We start from the raw sequence: 17,332 nt of genomic DNA on the forward strand, positions 1-17,332 counted from the left end.
GCATGAGGCGCCTTTTCTGGCTTGGCATCGGGCTGGCCGTCGGTGTCGTGGTGGTGCGCAAGGCGACCCGCGCCGCGCACGCGTACACCCCGGCCGGCATCGCCGACAACCTGTCGCAATCCGCTGGCGGACTTGTCGAGGAACTGCGTAGCTTCGTGGCGGACGTACGCGCTGGGATGGCCGAGCGGGAGCACGAGATCCACGAGGCGTTCGCCCAGGGTGAGGCGTTCGACGACCAGTTCGCCGAGCTGCGGGAGGACCCGCGAGTCGGCGACCGAGAGATCTTTCCGGAGGAACACCAGCGATGAAGACGGCGGAGATCAAGCGGCGGTATCTCGCCCACTTCGAGGCGAACGGTCATGCCGTGGTGCCGTCCGCTCCGCTGCCCGCCATCAGCGACCCGAACCTGCTGTTCGTCAACGCCGGCATGGTGCAGTTCGTCCCCTACTTCCTGGGCCAGCAGACGCCGCCGTACCGGCGCGCGGTGAGTGTGCAGAAGTGCATCCGGACGCCGGACATCGACGAGGTCGGCAAGACCAGCCGGCACGGGACGTTCTTCCAGATGAACGGGAACTTCTCGTTCGGCGACTACTTCAAGGACGGGGCGATCCCGCTCGCCTGGGACCTGGCCACGAAGTCGGTCGAGGCCGGTGGGTTCGGGCTGGATCCGGAGCGGATCTGGGCGACGGTCTACCTCGACGACGACGAGGCGTACGAGATCTGGCGCCGTACCGGGGTGCCCGACGAACGCATCGTGCGACGGGGCAAGAAAGACAACTTCTGGTCCATGGGCATCCCCGGCCCGTGCGGCCCGTGTTCCGAGCTGTACTACGACCGGGGCCCGGCCTACGGCGCCGAGGGCGGTCCGGAGGTCGACGAGGACCGGTACCTGGAGTTCTGGAACCTCGTGTTCATGCAGTTCGAGCGGGGACCGGGCACCGACAAGGAGAACTTCCCGATCCTGGGTGACCTGCCGGCGAAGAACATCGACACCGGCATGGGCCTGGAGCGGATGGCCTCGCTCCTGCAGGGTGTCGACAACCTCTACGAGATCGACGAGGTCCGCCCGATCCTGGACCGGGCGGCCGAGTTGACCGGCAAGCGGTACGGCGCGCACTCGGGTCACGCCGCCAACCAGTCCCACCCGGACGACGTGCGGCTGCGGGTGATCGCCGACCACGTGCGTACCGCGCTGATGCTCATCGGTGACGGGGTGACCCCCTCCAACGAGGGCCGTGGGTACGTGCTGCGGCGGATCATGCGCCGGGCGATCCGGGCGGTGCGGCTGCTCGGTTGGCAGGAGCGCGCCCTGCCGGAACTGCTTCCGGTGGCGCGGGACTGCATGGCCCCGTCGTACCCGGAGCTGGCGGCGGACTTCGACCGCATCTCCGCGTACGCGTACGCCGAGGAGGACGCGTTCCTGGCCACGTTGCGGGCCGGTACGACGATCCTGGACACCGCGATCACGCAGACCCGCAGTGCCGGCGGCAGCGCACTCTCCGGTGAGCAGGCGTTCCAGCTGCACGACACCTACGGCTTCCCGATCGACCTGACCCTGGAGATCGCCGCCGAGCAGGGCCTCAACGTCGACCAGGAGGGCTTCCGCCGGCTTATGGCCGACCAGCGGGCCCGCGCCAAGGCCGACGCGCAGGCGCGCAAGACCGGGCACACCGACCTGTCGGCGTACCGGTCGGTGCTCGACGCCGGCGGTCCGGTGACCTTCACCGGCTACACGGAGGTGGCCCGCGAGTCGACAGTCCGCGCGGTGCTCGGCACCGAGGGTCCGCGCGCGGCGGCCGTCGAGGGTGACACGATCGAGCTGGTGCTCGACACCACCCCGTTCTACGCCGAGGGCGGTGGTCAGCAGCCCGACCTCGGCATGATCACGGTGGGCGGCGGTCAGGTCGAGGTTCTCGACGTGCAGCAGCCGGTGCCGGGCCTGATCGTGCACCGCGCCCGGGTGCTGCGGGGTGAGGTGCGGGCGGGGGAGACCGGCTACGCCGAGATCGACACCAGCCGGCGGCGCGCGATCTCCCGGTCGCACACCGCCACTCACCTGGTGCACCAGACGATGCGCAACTTCCTCGGGGAGTCCGCCACCCAGGCCGGTTCGCTGAACGCCCCCGGTCGGCTGCGCTTCGACTTCAACACCGCCACCGGGGTGGCGCCGAGCGTGCTGCGCGACGTCGAGCAGCAGGTCAACGAGGTGCTGCTGGCCGACCTGGAGGTGCACGCCTTCATCACCTCGCTGGATGAGGCGCGGCGTATCGGTGCCATGGCGCTCTTCGGTGAGAAGTACGGCGAAAACGTCCGGGTGGTCGAGGTCGGTGACTACGCCCGCGAGCTGTGCGGCGGTACCCACGTGGCCCGCTCCGGCCAGCTCGGTCTGGTGAAGATCCTCTCCGAGTCGTCAATCGGTTCCGGCGTACGCCGGGTCGAGGCGCTCGTGGGGATGGACGCGTTCAACTTCCTGGCCCGCGAGCACCTGCTGGTGGCGCGTCTGGCCGAGTTGTACCGCGTCCCCTCCGAGCAGGTCGCCGACCGGGTCGAGCAGACGGTCACCCAGCTGCGCGACGCGGAGAAGGAGCTGGAGAAGCTGCGCGCCCAGCTGGTGCTCGGTGGCGCGGCGGCGCTCGCCGCCCAGGCCAAGGACGTGCACGGGGTCGCCTACGTGGGCACCGAGGCGCCCGAGGGAGCGGCCGGCAACGACGTACGCACCCTCGCCCAGGAGATCCGGGGCCGGATCGACGCGTCCCGGCCGGGGGTGGTCGCGGTGGCTGCCCGGGCCAACGGCAAGGCGTCGCTGGTGGTGGCGGTGAACCAGGCCGCCCGGAGTCGGGGCATCGCCGCGAACGATCTGGTCAAGGCCGCGTTCTCCGGCCGTGGCGGCGGTAGCCCGGAGCTGGCGCAGGGCGGCGGGCTGCCCGAGTCGGAGGTGCCCCGGCTGCTGCTCACGGTCGAGAAGGCGCTCGCTGACGCGTGAGTCCTCAGCGCGGCGGATCAGGGCGGGCCGGCACGGTCCGCCCTGACGCGTCTGTCGGGGGAGGTGACGTGGCGTGAGCGACTCGCCCCGGGGGGTACGCCTGGGAGTGGACGTCGGGCAGGTGCGGATCGGGGTTTCCCGGTCCGATCCGCACGGGGTCCTCGCCACCCCGCTCGTCACCCTCGCGCGGGAACAGAAGCCCAGGCCAGAGGGGGTGCCGTCGGACCTCGCCGAACTCGCCGCGCTGGTCGCCGAGCACGAGGCCGTCGAGGTGGTGGTGGGCCTGCCGGTCAATCTCGCCGGCAAACATGGCCCCGCAGCCGAACACGTGAAGGCGTACGCTCGACAACTGGCCGGTGTGATAAGTCCTGTCCCGGTGACGCTCACCGACGAGAGGATGTCCACGGTCGTGGCGAGCCGTAGGCTTGCCGAGCGGGGTGTCCGGGGGAAGAGACAGCGGGCGGTGGTCGACCAGGCCGCCGCGGTGGAAATTCTGCAGAGCTGGCTGGATGCGCAGCGGAGGCGGACGCAATGATGGACGATCTGGACCTCGGGTTCGACGAGCAGGAGCGGGGGGAGAAGGGCAAGCACCGCCGGGGACGCCGCAAGGGCGGCCGGTCCGGTGGCGGGCGGGGCAAGACCGTTCTGGCCCTGTTGCTCGCCGTGGTGCTGCTCGGCGGCATCGGCGGTGGGGCTTTCTACGGCTTCGACCGGATCCAGAGCTACTTCGTGACCCCGGACTACGACGGCGGGGGCACCGAGGACGTGACCGTCCAGATCCCGCAGGGTGCGTTCCTCGCCGACATGGCTGTGGCGCTCTACGACGCCGGTGTGATCAAGAGCACCAAGGCGTTCATCGAGGCGGCCGACGGCAACTCCCGCAGCCGCAACATCCAACCCGGCACCTACAAGCTGCGCAAGCAGATGAGCGCTGAGCTGGCCCTCGCAGCGATGCTGGACCCACAGAACCGGATCGTCAACGGGCTCACCATCCCCGAGGGGCGCACCGCGAAGAGCATCTTCAAGCTGCTCAGCGACGAGACCGAGATTCCGGTCAAGGAGTTCGAAGCCGCCGCGAAGGACCCGGAGAAGCTCGGCGTACCGGACTGGTGGTTCAAGCGGGAGGACGGCAAGAAGCCCAAGAAGTCGATCGAGGGCTTCCTCTTCCCCGACACCTACGAGATCCCGCCGGACGCCACCGCTGAGACGATCCTCAAGCAGATGGTCGACCACTTCCTCACCGTCACCGGTGAGATGGAGTTCGCCGACCGGGTGCAGAAGGAACGCGGCGGGATCAGCCCGTACGAGGCGCTGATCGTGGCTTCGCTCGCCCAGGCCGAGGCCGGCACCAAGAAGGATCTCGGCAAGGTCGCCCGGGTCGCCTACAACCGGGCCTACTCGGGCACGTTCCCCTGCGGCTGCCTGGAGATGGACGTCACGGTCAACTACTACCTGGAGTCGACCGGGCAGAAGACCAAGACGTCGGCCGAGATGACCCGGGACGAGTTGCTCGACACCAAGAACCCGTACAGCCGCAAGCTGCGCGGCATGATCCCCACCCCGATCAACAACCCGGGCAAGGATGCCCTCGAGGGCGCCATGGATCCGCCGCCCGGCGACTGGCTCTTCTTCGTGGCCGTCGACAAGGAAGGCAACTCCGAGTTCGCCGAGACCTACGAGGACCACCTGAAGAATGAGGCCAAGGCCCGGGAGGCCGGAATCATCTAGTAACGACGGCCACGGCCCCCGGCGGCGCTCGGCCCAGTCGGGTGCCGCTGGCGAGCAAGCAGGATCGCATCGTTGAGGGCTTGTCGGCACCGCGTACCGGGGGTCGGCGAGTGTGGGCGGCGGTGCACATGTTCCGGACCGCAGCACTCGGCCACCGACTGCCGAGCCCACCTCCCGGGGGCAGGTCGATATCACAGGCCGTGCGGTCGCAGATGACAGATTCATGTCAGTGAATTATTTACTCGTTTCCAGTGGTCCAGTATGGTTGCTGTGTCGCCGACACTGGAGGTGGTAAGCCTTGAAACAGCTGACTCGTCGTCGCCGGCTTCTCGGCAATTCGGCTCGGGTTCTGGTGCTCTTGACGGTTGCAATGGCAACATCCAACGTTACCGCGACTTCTGTCTCGGCCGCTGAACCGTTGAGCTGCCCCCAGTCCTGGAGTGACAAGAGTTGGTTCGAGGGCACGATCTCCGGCACCAACGTCAACTACCGCACCGGACCCCACACCACATGCACCTCGTACGGACAGTGGTCGAACGTCCGCATTACCCACCACTGCTGGGCTACCGGCACCCACGTCAATGGGAGTTCGCAATGGTGGCATGTGCAGCGGGTGGGTACCTCCCAGCAGGGTTGGGTGCATGAGTCCTACGTCAGCGTGACTTCGAGCACTCCGTCGATGCGCTGCTAGTGTCTCAGCCTGATTTTGCCGGCGTCTTTCCTAGGTGTTGGCAAGTGGCGCTGCAGATTTGGTCGGACCCGGGGCACCGTAGTTCTACGCGCCCCCGCAGGCAGTAAGGCTGCAAGCGGAAAAGACCGAATATGAGGAATGCGTGCGTCAATTTGCGTTGAAGCCGCCGATCAGACGCTACCGAGAGGCAGCCGCGCCGCGCGGCTTGTAATACGTGGTCCATCGTGGGTCGACATGTATCGGCAGGACTCTGACCAGTGCTTGATGGCTGCCGCTCGGCATTGTTGCACGCGCGGGACGCCGGTATCGTTCAGCGATCCGGCGTCCCGATCCTGGGTTCCCCCAGTCCTGGTCAGGCCAGGTCAACCGTGTTCGTGGTCTGGGCGGCGTCGATGGTGAAGCGCGCGGTGCGGTCTCCGACGGAGACCGTGTAGTCGCCTAGGAAGCCCGCGACGGTGACGGTTCCGTCCGCGCCGGTACGCAGCTCCGTCGGCGGCAGCCACCACTCGCCCTTGACGAGCGCGGCCAGGGCCTCGTACGACGGCTTGGGGCTGCCGTCGGCGCGGACCAGCCCGGCGGGCGCGCCGAGCCAGGCACCGTGGTCGGTGAGCCCCCAGTAGTTGATCGACTGGACCGACGGGTGGGCGAGCAGCAACCGGTAGTGCCGGACGATCTCCTCGGCCTGTCGGGCCTCGCCCTCCGGGGTGCTCGGCCAGTGCGGGATCTGGTAGTCGTTGAGATCCTCGATCTCGGGCGGCATGAGGTGGCCGGAGACCAGCGTGGTCTCGGTCAGGTGCAGCGGCAGCCCGTACCTGGCGAACCGGTCGAGCATCTGCTGCATGTACTCCTCGCCCCGGTAGCCCTGGTGCATGTGGGTCTGCAAGCCGATCGCGTCGATCCGGACGCCGGCTTCGAGGACGCCCTCGATGAGACACTCGTAGGCCGAGCTGAGGTCGAAGTCGTTGAGCACCAGGGTGGCCGCAGGGTTGGCGGCCCTGGCCTCCTCGAACGCCATCCGGACCAGGTGGATGCGGCCGCGCGCCCGGGCCAGCGGGGTGATCGCGTTGTCGCCGTTGTCGAAGACGGGCATGATGACCGCCTCGTTTATCGCGTCCCAGGTGTCGATCAGTCCGGCGAATCCGCCGGCCAGGTCACGAATCCGCGCCCGCAGCAGCTGCTCGACCTCGTCGAGGTCCAGGCCGAGCAGCCATGGCGGCTGCACGGTGTGCCAGACCAGCGGGTGACCCTTGACGGTGACGCCGTGTTCGGCCAGCCACCGGGCGGTGGCGGTGAGACGTGCGGTGTCGGGGGCGCCGCGTTGCGGCTCGTAACGGCCCCAGTAGAACGGCAGGGTCGCGGTGTTGAACACGTCGAGCCACAGCTCACCCAGCCGGTCGAGGTCCAGGTGGGCGGTGCCGCCGAAGCTCTCGACGTCGCTGCTCCCCGCCGGTCCGGGACCGCCGACCAGGTCGACGAAGTCGAAACCGATGTTGCCGAAGGCGAACGCGTGCCGGTCCTGGGCGACAGTGATCACCTGGTCGGCGAGCGGCTGCCGGTCGGGACCTCGGACGGTGAGGGTGATCTCGCCCTTGCGGTGCCGCAGACTGCTGTCAGACATTGTTGGATGTTAGGCGACTGCTGGGTCTGCTGTTGAGGAGCGATTGTGGCTGAGTCGGCGCGTGAGGCGTCCGCACCCGAGGAGGCGGTGCACCGGGCGGCGGTGCTGGGTAAGCCGATCGCCCATTCGCTCTCCCCGGTGATCCACAACGCCGGTTACGCCGCCGCCGGGTTGACCGGGTGGTCGTACACCCGAGTCGAGTGCGCGGCGGCGGAGCTGCCGGCCCTGGTCGCCGGCCTGGGCCCGGAGTGGGCCGGGCTGTCGGTGACCATGCCGGGCAAGGAGGCGGCGCTCACGGTGGCCGCCGAGGTCTCGCCGGTCGCCGCCGCCGTGGGCGCGGCCAACACGTTGGTACGCCGTCCGGACGGTTCCTGGTACGCCGACAACACCGACGTCACAGGCATGGTCGAGGTGCTGACCGAGGCGGGGGTACGCGCCGGTGCCACAGTCACCGTGCTCGGCGCGGGTGGTACGGCGCGGGCGGCCATCGCGGCGGCGGCCCGGCTGGACGCGGCCGGGGTGACAGTGGTCGCCCGCCGCCCGGCGGCGCTCGCCGAACTGGAACCGGTCGCGGCGGCGCTGGGTGTGACGATGACCGCCGCGTCGTGGCCGGAAAGTCCGCAGGGTGAGCCGTCGCGGCCGGAGGCGTCTGCGCGGTCCGAGGTGTCCGTGCTGGCCGGTGTCGACGTGCTGATCTCGACGGTGCCGAAGGGCGCCGCCGACGAGCTGGCCGGCAGGGTGCACTGGCGAGCGGGGACTGTGGTTTTCGACGCGATCTACGACCCGTGGCCGACCCCGCTGGCTGCCTCCGCCGCGACCGCCGGCTGCCGCGTCGTCTCCGGTCTCGACCTGCTGCTGGCCCAGGCGATCGGCCAGTTCGAGCAGTTCACCGGCGTACCCGCGCCCCGCTCGGCGATGGCCGCCGCCCTCACCGCCGCCCGCTCCGCTACCTGATCCTCCCACCCACCCAGACCTTGTTGATCATGAGGTTGGCGGCGTAGATGATCTCCGAAACTGCCGCTAACCTCATGATCAACGGAGTAAGGCGAGGTGGGAGGCGGGGAGGGAGGCGCAGGGGTGTCTTAGGTGAGGTTTAAGACGCGCTTAGGTCCTGCCGACGTTCGCACGCTCTGTTGTGTACACGGATACGCTGCTCAGCGTTATCGTCGTAGACACGAGGAGTATCCGTGGCCAGTCGCGGACTGCACCGACTTATTCCGCATCGCGGCCCTCGGCGAAAGGCCATGGTGCTGGGCGTCATCGGCACCACTGTGGTCCTGGGGCTCGGCGCGACAATGGTGCCGCTGCTCGCCGATGACGACCTGTCGATTGCGGTGGTGGCCGACACCACCGCCACGGTGGTGCCGCAGGACGGCGACAACAGCGTCAAGACGACGCTCGCGACCTGCCCCGCGCCCTGTGACGGGAACCCGCGCGGCGCCCGCGAGGCGGTGCTCACCTTCCTGGTCGCCACGCTGCCGGCGAACGCGGTGAACGTACGGGCCACTCTGCGGGTGCACACCTGGCAGAAGTTCGACGCGACGGTGACCGCGCACGAGTCCCGGCTCGACGCCCGGGCGGCCCGTCCGGTGCCCTCGCCGTTGGGCGCCGCGCTGGACACGGTCACCGGCGTCGCCAAGGGGTTCAACGAGTGGGACGTCTCGGGTCTGGTCACCGGCAACGGCATCTGGACCGTGTCGCTGGCCCAGGCCGGGCTGGACAGCCGCATCTACTGGGCCTCCGGCGAGAACCGCAACGCCGACCTGCGTCCGCGCCTGGCGCTCAGCTACGGCGTGGGTACCCGGCCGCCGTCCGCCTCGCCCAGCGTCGCGCCGACGCCGTCGGCCACCCCCAGCCGCCCGCCGGCCTCGCCGACCGTCTCGCCCAGCGTGAGCCCGTCGCCCGCCCGGCCCAGCCCCACCTCGCCGCCACCGCCGGAGGCGGGCAAGTGCGGGACGGTCTCGGCGAAACTGGTCCCCGGCTGTGGGGCCTGGTGGGGGATGTACTCGCCGTCCAGCGCGTCGACCGGTTGGGACCACGGTAAGTCGATCACCGATGTGGAGAAGCAGGTCGGCCGGACGTTCGACATCGTCCACCGTTACCACGACTTCTCGAACACCGGCAGCAACGGTGCCTTCCCCGACGACTTCCAGCAGCAGCAGATCCGCGAGGGACGGCTGATGTTCTTCGCCTGGGAGAGTCGGGTCTTCTCCTCAGGCACCGTGCTGACCTGGAAGGACGTTTACAGCGGGCGGTACGACTCGACAATCGACGCGGTCGCCGGCCGGATCCGTGCGATCGGGCAACCGGTCTTCATCGGCTTCGACCACGAGCCGGAGGACGAGCCGGCCAAGGGCAGCGACGCGGAGTTCGTCCGGGCCTGGCGGTACGTGCACGACCGGTTCGCCGACGCCAAGGCCGACAACGCGGTCTGGGTGTGGACGATGATGGGCTGGTCCGGTCACTACGACAGGTACGCCGGGCTCTATCCCGGTGACAGCTACGTCGACTGGGTGGCCTGGGATCCGTACAACTTCCACGTCTGCAACGGCAGCACCCTCTGGAAGAGTCCCAGCACCACGATCGGTTCCTTCTACCGGTGGCTCGACGACAACGGCATCGGCGCGGGCAAGCCGCGGATGCTCGCCGAGTTCGGCACCAACATGGACGCCGCCGACCCGAACGCGAAGCGGCGCTGGTTCGAAGAGTTCCCGGCGGCGTTGAAGGCCCACCCGAAGATCAAGGCGGCGATCTACTTCAACTCGGCGGGTATGACGAAAACCACTAACACCTGCAACATGATGATGAACCAGGATGCGGCGGCGGTGGCCGGATTTGCCGCCGCGGGACGAGACAGCTACCTGCGGCAGCCGACCGGAGGGAGCCGCTGAGCTGAGGTGAACTGAGGTGAGCTGAGGCGCGGGAAACGGGCCGCCACAACGATTGTCGGAAATCCGACCGTCGGCGAGGTTGTCCGTTTCCTGATCCACCGTCCGCCCAATCGGCGGATGCCGCCCTCCAGCGTGGACGGGCACGCTACGTGCATTCTCGTCCACTCTGGAGGCGCAGCGTGCCCAGATTCTCCTTGTCGTGGCGTTCCCCCCGTCGGCATCGAACGAGGGCCGCGACCGTCGCGTTGGTGACCGTCGCGGCCGTACTGGCCGTGCCCACCGCGGCGTCCGCAGCCGTGGTGCCGGTACCCGAGCCGGCGACCCTGGTCTCGGCCAACCCGGCCGGCCAGACCCCACACGCCCGCGACGGCGAGGCTCGCGCCTTCGCCGAGATCGGAAACACGGTCTACGTCGGGGGCAGTTTCACGCAGATCCGTCAGACGGCCAGCTCGGCCTGGATTTCCCGCAGCTACCTCTTCGCGTACGACCGGACCAGCGGGACGATCTCGACGGCGTTCCTGCCGGTGCTCGACGGTGCGGTCAACTCGCTCATCGCCGGTCCTGGCGGAACGCTCATCGTCGGCGGAGCCTTCAAGAACGTCAACGGCGTGTCCCGCCGCAACCTGGTCGCGCTCGAACCGTCGACCGGCATGATCATTGACAGCTGGGTCGGTCGCTCCGACGGCGGCACCGTGCGGGACCTGGTGCTGCACGGCAACTGGCTCTACGTGGCCGGTGCGTTCAACTGGCTCAACGGCACCGCGCACGCCGGACTCGGCAGGTTGAACGCGACGACCGGGGCCATCGACCCGACCTTCAACATCAACACCAGCGTCGGCCGGCACGGCACCAGCATGTACGTCTGGACGATCGACGTCTCCCCGGACGGCGGCACCCTCGTCGTCGGCGGCAACTTCCTCTACGTCAACGACCTGTCGCGTAATCAGATCGCGCTTGTCGACGTCACCGGCACGCCGAGCGTCATCGACTGGAGCTCGGAACGGTTCGTCGCGCCGTGCGCGAACCCGGCGACGTTCGTGCACTACGTGCAGGACGTGCGCTTCGGTGGTGACGGCACCTGGTTCGTCGTCGGCACCAACGGCGGGTCGGGCTGGCCGAGCGCCTACTGCGACGCCCTGGTCCGCTTCGAGACCGCCCACCGCGGGCCCAGCCAGGTCGCCACCTGGGTCAACTTCACAGGTAACGACACCATCACCTCGGTCGAGGTCGCCGACAACATCATCTACCTCGGCGGACACTTCCGTTGGCTGAACAACCCGAACGCCAGCGACCGGGCCGGCAACGGCGCCATCGACCGGTTGGGCATCGGCGCGGTCACCCCGGCCACCGGCATGCCGGTGAACTGGAACCCGCGCCGTAGCGGCGGCTCCGCCCTGCCCTCGGGCGCCAGCTCCTGGGGATCGTCGGTGCCGGTGCTGTGGCGGGGCAGTACCGGCCTCTACTTCGGACACAACTCGGACGGCATGGGCAACGAGTACCACGGTCGGCTCGGCATGTTCCCGCTCAGCGGTGGGCGCACGATCACCCCGAAGAACCCACCGACGGCGGGCAGTGGGCACCTCCACCTGAACGTCGCTCCCGGTGAGGTGGCGAAGGTGCCGTTCGACGGCACCGCACTGGACACCGCCAACGCCACGGTGGTCAGCCAGCCGAACTACACGGGTGCCGGCGCGACCTGGCTGGTCGACGACCGGATCTACTGGTCGCATCTGGTCTCCGGCACCCCGACCGGCAGCCGGATCGACGTCTCGCTGTTCAACGGCACCACGATCGGTGGGTCCTGGGAGGCGTCCGGCTACAACGACTGGTACAACCCGGCCCTGCTGACCGGCGGGTTCTTCCTCGACGGCCGGCTGTACTACACCCGCAGTGGGGCCAACAACCTCTACTACCGCTACTTCGAGATCGACGGCAACTACCTGGGCGCCACCGAGTTCGTCCTGCCGACCACGGGCGTGACCTGGTCTGCGGTGCGCGGCATGGCCTGGGTGGACGGGAAGATCGTCTACGGGGCGACAAACGGTTCGCTGCGCAGCGCTCCGTTCGATCCGACCCTGGCTCCCGCGGCTGCGGTAACCGGCGCCGAGTCGACGCTCATCGCGGCGGCCACGCCGGAGCTGACCTGGTCGACCGCGTCGATGTTCTTTTCAGTGCCCTAGCGTTCACCGTTCGTAACGAATCCTCGGTAGTTTGTTCACCTCGGGTCGGCGCGGGGCATCCCGGCGCCGGCCCGAGGAAGGTGGGGAGGCTCGTTGACCGGCATCCGGCGTGGACTCGTCGTGCGTACCGTCTTCGCGATCAAGCGTCGCTGGTACCTGTTGCGCTACCCGCGCCTGCACCTTGGCGCGGGGGTGGAGATCCGTGGCCGGATCCGGCTGCGGCGCGGCGTCCGGGTCAGCATCGGCGAGCACACCCGGCTGAACAAACTGGTCCGCTTCGCCGGGCCGGGTGAGGTACGCGTCGGCGCCAACTGCCTGCTCAACGCGACCTGGATCGGCACCTGGACGTCGGTGACCATCGGCGACCGGTGCCTGCTGTCGGACTGCGAACTGCTCGACAACGACTTCCACAACCTCGCCCCCGACCGCCGCCACGATCCGCCCACCGCAGCCACCCGTGCCCCGATAACCGTCGAGGACAACGTGTGGATCGGCGCGCACGCGCTGGTCATGAAGGGTGTGCGGATCGGCCGGGACAGCGTCGTGGGCGCCGCGACGGTGGTCCGTACGGACGTGCCACCCGGGGTCGTGGTGATCGGCAATCCACAACAGATAGCGAAGAAGTTCCATGACTGATGCCGCGCCCAGCCACTGGACCGGTGACGGCCCAGCGACCGCCCCCTCGTCCCGCAGCGTCACGATCACCGACATGGTGCGGGTGCCGCTGCACCGGATCCGGCTGGTCGCCGCGGTGGCCCTCGCCGGGTCGCTCGCCGCGGTCGGCTACGTGCTGCTGGCACCGTCCACCGTGACGGCGAGCGCGGTGGTGGCGGTCCGGCCGGTGGTCACCGACGCCTTCACCCCCAGCGGTGCCGCCGCCGACCGGGCGGTGAACATGAACGTGGAAAGCGGTATCGCCACCGGCACCGAGGTCGTCGCGAAGCTGGCCGGGGCGTTCGACTCGGACCAGCGCGCGGTACGCGATGCCCTTGAGGTCGAGGTGCCCGCCGGTGGCCAGATTCTGCGCTTCGTCTACCAGGCCACTGACGCCGAACGGGCCGTGGCGGGCGCCAACCTGGCCGCGCAGAGCTACCTGGACATCCGGCGCGGGATGTACGAGAAGCAACGCGAGGAGATGCTGCGTTCGTACGACGAGAGCATCGAGAAGGTCGTCACCCAGCGGAACACCGTGCAGCGCAGGATCAACAACGCCCGGGACACCGCCACCGCCGACGCCGCGGTCGCCGAACTCGGCGGGATCAACAACCAGCTCACCCAGCTCAGCTCCGCCCGCACGGAGATCGCCGCGGTGGACGTGAACCCGGGCTGGGTCACCCGGACCGCCGAGCGGGCACTGGCCACCACGACCGGCAACCCGTTGCTGCTGCTGGCCGGCGGCCTGCTCGGGGGGACCGTGATCGGGCTGGTGCTCGCCTTCCTGTGGGAGTCGGTGGACCGGCGCATCCGCAGCGTGGCCGATGCCCGGGACAGCACCGGCCTGCCACTGCTGGGCACCGTCCGCCGGGCCGGGCTGCGCGGCCGGGCGGTCGACGCCGACGTCCGCTACGTCGCGATGGCCGTCGCCGAGCGGGTGCGCCAACCCGCCCGGGTCGCCGTGGTCACCGCCCGGGAGGACGCCACCGCGATCACCGCCGGCCTCGCGGTAGCCCTCGCCGTGGCCGGACGGGAGGTGTTCGTCGCCGACGACAGCGGCCGGACCGACCGGCTGCGCGCCGCGGTGCTGACCGACCGGGAGCGGTTGCCGGCGGGCATCGACCCGACCCGACCCGTCGTACCCAAGCCCCGCACCGCCCCCACCGACACCGACGACGGTCCCACCGAGGTCATCACCCGACGTCCCTCCCCACATCCGATCGGCGCACGACCCTCGACCGACCCGGAGGCCACGCTCACCCTGCCCCGCGTCGCCAAGACCGTCGGCCGTACCGAGAACGGGCGGGCGACAGGCGACGAGCAGGTGGTGGTGGGTGCCGGCACGGTGCGGTTCGGGACCTGGCGGCAGGGCGCCGACCAGCGTCTCGTGCTGTACAACGCACCGCCGGCCGAGGCCGACGAGCGGGGCGTGGCGGTGGCCCGGCAGGGGACCGCAGTGGTGGTGGTCGAACGCGACCGCACCCGGCAGGCCGACCTGCGCCGACTCGCGGAGCGGCTGCGGGCGGCCGGGGTCAACCCGCTGGGGTTCGTGCTGTGCCGCAGCGGGCGGAGCTGACGCGTGCCGGTCACCCGCGCCCCGGCCATCACCGAGCCGCCCTTACCGGCGAGCGCCGCCGCCCCGCCCGCGCCGGCCCTGCCGCCCCGACTGCCGCTGTGGCCGTTGGCGGCGATGTTCGGGCTCGTCCCGCTCTGGTGGGTGGCCGGCGCCTTCTACCTCGGCTGGCCGCTGCTGGGTGCCCTGCTGTTCACGCTGCTGGCCACCCGGGGTCGGGTGCCGCTGCCGCCCGCCACCGGGATCTGGCTGCTGTTCCTGGCCATCGCGGTGGCCAGCGCGAGCCGGCTGGCGTCACCGACCTCACTGCCGACCTTCGTGCTGCGGCTGGCGTTCTACCTCACCGCACTCGTCGTCGCGCTCTACGTCTACACCATCGCCCGGGAACGCCCCGACCAGGCCGTCGTGCTGGTCCCGCTGTGCGCGTTCTGGTTCGGGCTTGTCGCGCTGGGGTGGCTCGGCGTGCTGGTGCCGCGTTTCGAGCTGACCACCCCGGTCGAGGCGCTGCTGCCGCCGGGCGTGTCCGGGGTGCCGTTCATCAGCGACATGGTCCACCTGAACACCGCCGAGTACAGCGCCCGGTCGCTCAACCCGATCTACCGGCCGGCGGCACCGTACGCGTACACGAACAACTACGGCAGCGCGTACGCGATGACGTTGCCGTGCGTGGTCGCGTACACCATGCTGCGCCGACGGGGCCTGCTGCGCTGGGCGGTGCTGGCGTCGCTGCCGGTGTCGCTGGTCCCGGCGTTCCTCACGCTCAACCGGGCGATGTTCCTCAGCCTCGGTGTCGGCCTGGCCGTGCTCGGGGTGCGGGCGGCGCTGCGGGGCAACATCCGGGTGGCCGCCTCCATCGCCGGGATGGTGGTGCTCGGCGGTGTCGCCAGCCTGTTCATCCCGGTCGCCGAGCTGATCGGCAATCGGGTCGAATCCAGCGACACCAACACCGACCGGCTGTCGCTCTACTCCGAGGTGCTGCGCCGGGTCGGTGATTCGCCCTGGCTGGGCTACGGCGCGCCGATGGAGGTGGACACCGTCTCCGCCGACGCCCCGATCGGCACCCAGGGGCAGCTGTGGATGGTGCTGTTCAGTCACGGCGTACCGGCGCTGCTGTGCTTCCTGGCCTGGTTCGTCGCCGCCGCGCTGATCTGCGCCCGGGCAAGATCGGCGGCCGGGCAGTGGCTCTCCGTCGTCCCGGTGATCTGCCTGGTGCAGGTGCCGTTCTACGGGATGGCCAACCAGAACCTCGCGGTCGCCTTCTTCGCGGTCGCCTTCGCGTTCGCCCTCTCCGAACGGGAACGCCGCACCACGCCCGGCGGGTTGTCGCGGCCGGCGACGGTGATGCCGGCATGACGGCGACCACCAGCCCTCCGACGGGGGAGGGCCCCGGGCGTACGCCGAGTGCGCCGGTCGCCTCGGCGGCGGGCGCGGCGGCGGTGGACGGCGCGACCGAGACCCGGCGCAGCACCCGCAGCGGAGTCGCCGGGCTGCTCGGCGCGGCGACAAGCGGCCTGTTCGGCTTCGTGCTCGCGGTGGTCATCACCCGTGGCTACGGCACCGCCGGGGCGGGCGCGTTCTTCGCCGCGATCGGCGTGGTGACCGTCGCCGCCGCGATCTGCACCCTCGGCGCGGAGACCGGCCTGATCTGGGCGCTGCCCCGGCGACGGGCCGGTGCGACCGGCGACGGTGCCCGGGTGCTGCCGGTCGCCCTGATCCCACCGTTGCTGGTCGCCGTGCTGGTCGCGGTGGGCGGGGCGCTTGTCGCCGGGCCGCTCGCCGGCCGGTTGCTGGGCCCGGCGGGCGAGCCGCTGCTGGTGGTGACCTTCGCGGCGGTGCCCGTGGTGGTCGCGATGAACCTGCTGCTGGCCGTCGTACGCTGCGTACGCCCGATGCGGGCCTACGTCTCGGTGCAGTTCCTGCTGCTGCCGATCGCCCGGCCGCTGCTTGTCGGTGCGGCGGTGCTCGCCGGTGGCGGGCTGCTGGCGGGGATGACCGGCTGGCTGGTGCCGGCCGCCGTGGCGCTGCTGGTGTGCCTGATCCTGGTCGCCGGGCCGCTCGGGGTCGGCGCCGGCGCCGAGCTGCGTCCACAGTCCGGCGACTGGTCCACGTTCTGGCGGTTCGCGCTGCCCCGCGCCGCGTCGGCGGCGATCGACGCGGGCAGCATGTGGATCGGCGTGCTGCTCACCTCGGCCCTGGCCAGCCCGGCCGACGCCGGTGTCTTCGGTGCCGTCGGCCGCTACGTCCTCGCCGGTCAACTCGCGATGCAGGGGCTGCGGGTGGCCGTCTCCCCGCAACTGTCCCGGCTGCTCGGCCGAGGTGAACGGGCCGCCGCGGCGGCCGTGCACCGGCAGCTGACCAGCTGGGGACTGGTGCTGTCCTGGCCGGTCTACCTGCTGCTCGCCGTCTTCGCGCCGGCCTTCCTGGCGCTGTTCGGACCGGAGTTCACCACCGGCGCCGCGGCGATGACGGTGCTCGCCGTGGCGATGCTCGTCAACACCGGGGTCGGTAACGTGCAGAGCCTGCTGCTGATGGGTGGGCGCAGCGGCCTGCACCTGGCGGCGGCGCTGGCCGGGCTGCTGGTCACCGTCGGCGGTGGACTGGCGCTGATTCCCGCCCACGGGGCGACGGGCGCGGCGGTGGCCTGGGCCGCCGGCATCGTGACCGAGAACCTCGCCGCGGCCACCTTCGCCCGGCGGGTGGTGCGTCAGCCACTTGTGGACGTCCGGATGTTGACCTCGGCAGCGGTCACCGTGGTGGGGGTCGGGCTGGCGGCGGTGGCCGGCCTGGCGGTGGCCGGACGCGGTATCGCGGGACTGGTGCTGGCGGTGGCCACGCTCGCCACCGTCTGCGTCGGCTTGTTGACGTTGCCCCGGGCGCGGCGCGGCATCCGGGTGACCATGGTGCAGATCCGTGGCGGGTCGAACCGAAGTGCTCCTCGATCGCGGCGGCCAGCTCGCCCTCGGGACGGTCGCCACCATCCGGGGACAGGTTCCCCCAGAAGATCGAGTGCAGCA

Annotated in this window: 12 protein-coding genes; 11 read left to right on the plus strand and 1 reads right to left on the minus strand. The window is 70.2% G+C overall.

What is annotated here, in order from left to right; all coding sequences use genetic code 11:
• Positions 1-2: 2 nt before the first annotated feature.
• The 4 genes from AB0I71_RS22745 to mltG all read left to right on the plus strand — a co-directional run bounded on the left by AB0I71_RS22745 (position 3) and on the right by mltG (position 4,711).
• Positions 3-308, plus strand: coding sequence for a hypothetical protein (locus tag AB0I71_RS22745; RefSeq protein ID WP_093404399.1), 306 nt, complete (start codon positions 3-5; stop codon positions 306-308).
• A complete protein-coding gene (gene alaS / locus AB0I71_RS22750; RefSeq protein WP_357587676.1) occupies positions 305-2,983 on the plus strand; it encodes an alanine--tRNA ligase in 2,679 nt (892 codons plus the stop codon). The genes AB0I71_RS22745 and alaS overlap by 4 nt, the downstream gene beginning before the upstream one ends.
• Before the next feature lie 73 nt (positions 2,984-3,056).
• Entirely contained in the window at positions 3,057-3,518 is a 462-nt protein-coding gene (gene ruvX / locus AB0I71_RS22755; RefSeq protein WP_357587678.1) for a Holliday junction resolvase RuvX, read from the plus strand.
• Entirely contained in the window at positions 3,515-4,711 is a 1,197-nt protein-coding gene (mltG, locus tag AB0I71_RS22760; protein WP_357587680.1) for an endolytic transglycosylase MltG, read from the plus strand. The genes ruvX and mltG overlap by 4 nt, the downstream gene beginning before the upstream one ends.
• Positions 4,712-5,754: 1,043 nt before the next feature.
• Here mltG and AB0I71_RS22765 read toward each other — a convergent pair.
• Positions 5,755-7,020 carry an endo-1,4-beta-xylanase gene (locus AB0I71_RS22765; protein WP_357587682.1) on the minus strand — a complete coding sequence of 422 codons (1,266 nt, stop codon included), beginning with the start codon at positions 7,018-7,020 and terminating at the stop codon, positions 5,755-5,757.
• 45 nt (positions 7,021-7,065) lie between these two features.
• Here AB0I71_RS22765 and AB0I71_RS22770 point away from each other — a divergent pair, with 45 nt between their 5' ends.
• From AB0I71_RS22770 to AB0I71_RS22800, 7 genes are all read left to right on the plus strand, one after another.
• The gene (locus AB0I71_RS22770; RefSeq protein WP_357587684.1) at positions 7,066-7,974 is read left to right on the plus strand and encodes a shikimate dehydrogenase; all 909 of its coding nucleotides are present in this window, start codon (positions 7,066-7,068) and stop codon (positions 7,972-7,974) included.
• Between the two features lie 233 nt (positions 7,975-8,207).
• The gene (locus AB0I71_RS22775; protein WP_357587686.1) at positions 8,208-9,911 is read left to right on the plus strand and encodes a glycosyl hydrolase; all 1,704 of its coding nucleotides are present in this window, start codon (positions 8,208-8,210) and stop codon (positions 9,909-9,911) included.
• A gap of 248 nt (positions 9,912-10,159) precedes the next feature.
• Complete coding sequence (locus AB0I71_RS22780; RefSeq protein ID WP_357587688.1) at positions 10,160-12,091, plus strand: hypothetical protein; 1,932 nt, start codon at positions 10,160-10,162, stop codon at positions 12,089-12,091.
• A gap of 93 nt (positions 12,092-12,184) precedes the next feature.
• Positions 12,185-12,727 carry an acyltransferase gene (locus tag AB0I71_RS22785; RefSeq protein ID WP_357587690.1) on the plus strand — a complete coding sequence of 181 codons (543 nt, stop codon included), beginning with the start codon at positions 12,185-12,187 and terminating at the stop codon, positions 12,725-12,727.
• Positions 12,720-14,321, plus strand: a complete 1,602-nt coding sequence (locus tag AB0I71_RS22790) for a lipopolysaccharide biosynthesis protein (protein ID WP_357587691.1) — start codon at positions 12,720-12,722, stop codon at positions 14,319-14,321. Before AB0I71_RS22785 ends, AB0I71_RS22790 begins: the two co-directional genes overlap by 8 nt.
• 114 nt (positions 14,322-14,435) lie before the next feature.
• Positions 14,436-15,671, plus strand: a complete 1,236-nt coding sequence (locus AB0I71_RS22795; protein ID WP_357587711.1) for an O-antigen ligase family protein — start codon at positions 14,436-14,438, stop codon at positions 15,669-15,671.
• A partial coding sequence (locus tag AB0I71_RS22800) for a lipopolysaccharide biosynthesis protein (protein ID WP_357587693.1) occupies positions 15,668-17,332 on the plus strand: 1,665 nt, incomplete at its 3' end. The genes AB0I71_RS22795 and AB0I71_RS22800, both read left to right, overlap by 4 nt.

The sequence above is a fragment of the Micromonospora sp. NPDC049891 genome (assembly GCF_040660295.1).
Taxonomy (GTDB): domain Bacteria; phylum Actinomycetota; class Actinomycetes; order Mycobacteriales; family Micromonosporaceae; genus Micromonospora.

Excerpts from the sequence above, each read along its gene's own strand:
- AB0I71_RS22790 (WP_357587691.1), top strand. The coding sequence starts at position 12,720 with ATGACTGATGCCGCGCCCAGCCACTGGACCGGTGACGGCCCAGCGACC.
- alaS (WP_357587676.1), top strand. The coding sequence starts at position 305 with ATGAAGACGGCGGAGATCAAGCGGCGGTATCTCGCCCACTTCGAGGCG.
- AB0I71_RS22765 (WP_357587682.1), bottom strand. The coding sequence starts at position 7,020 with ATGTCTGACAGCAGTCTGCGGCACCGCAAGGGCGAGATCACCCTCACC.
- AB0I71_RS22795 (WP_357587711.1), top strand. The coding sequence starts at position 14,436 with ATGTTCGGGCTCGTCCCGCTCTGGTGGGTGGCCGGCGCCTTCTACCTC.
- AB0I71_RS22745 (WP_093404399.1), top strand. The coding sequence starts at position 3 with ATGAGGCGCCTTTTCTGGCTTGGCATCGGGCTGGCCGTCGGTGTCGTG.
- mltG (WP_357587680.1), top strand. The coding sequence starts at position 3,515 with ATGATGGACGATCTGGACCTCGGGTTCGACGAGCAGGAGCGGGGGGAG.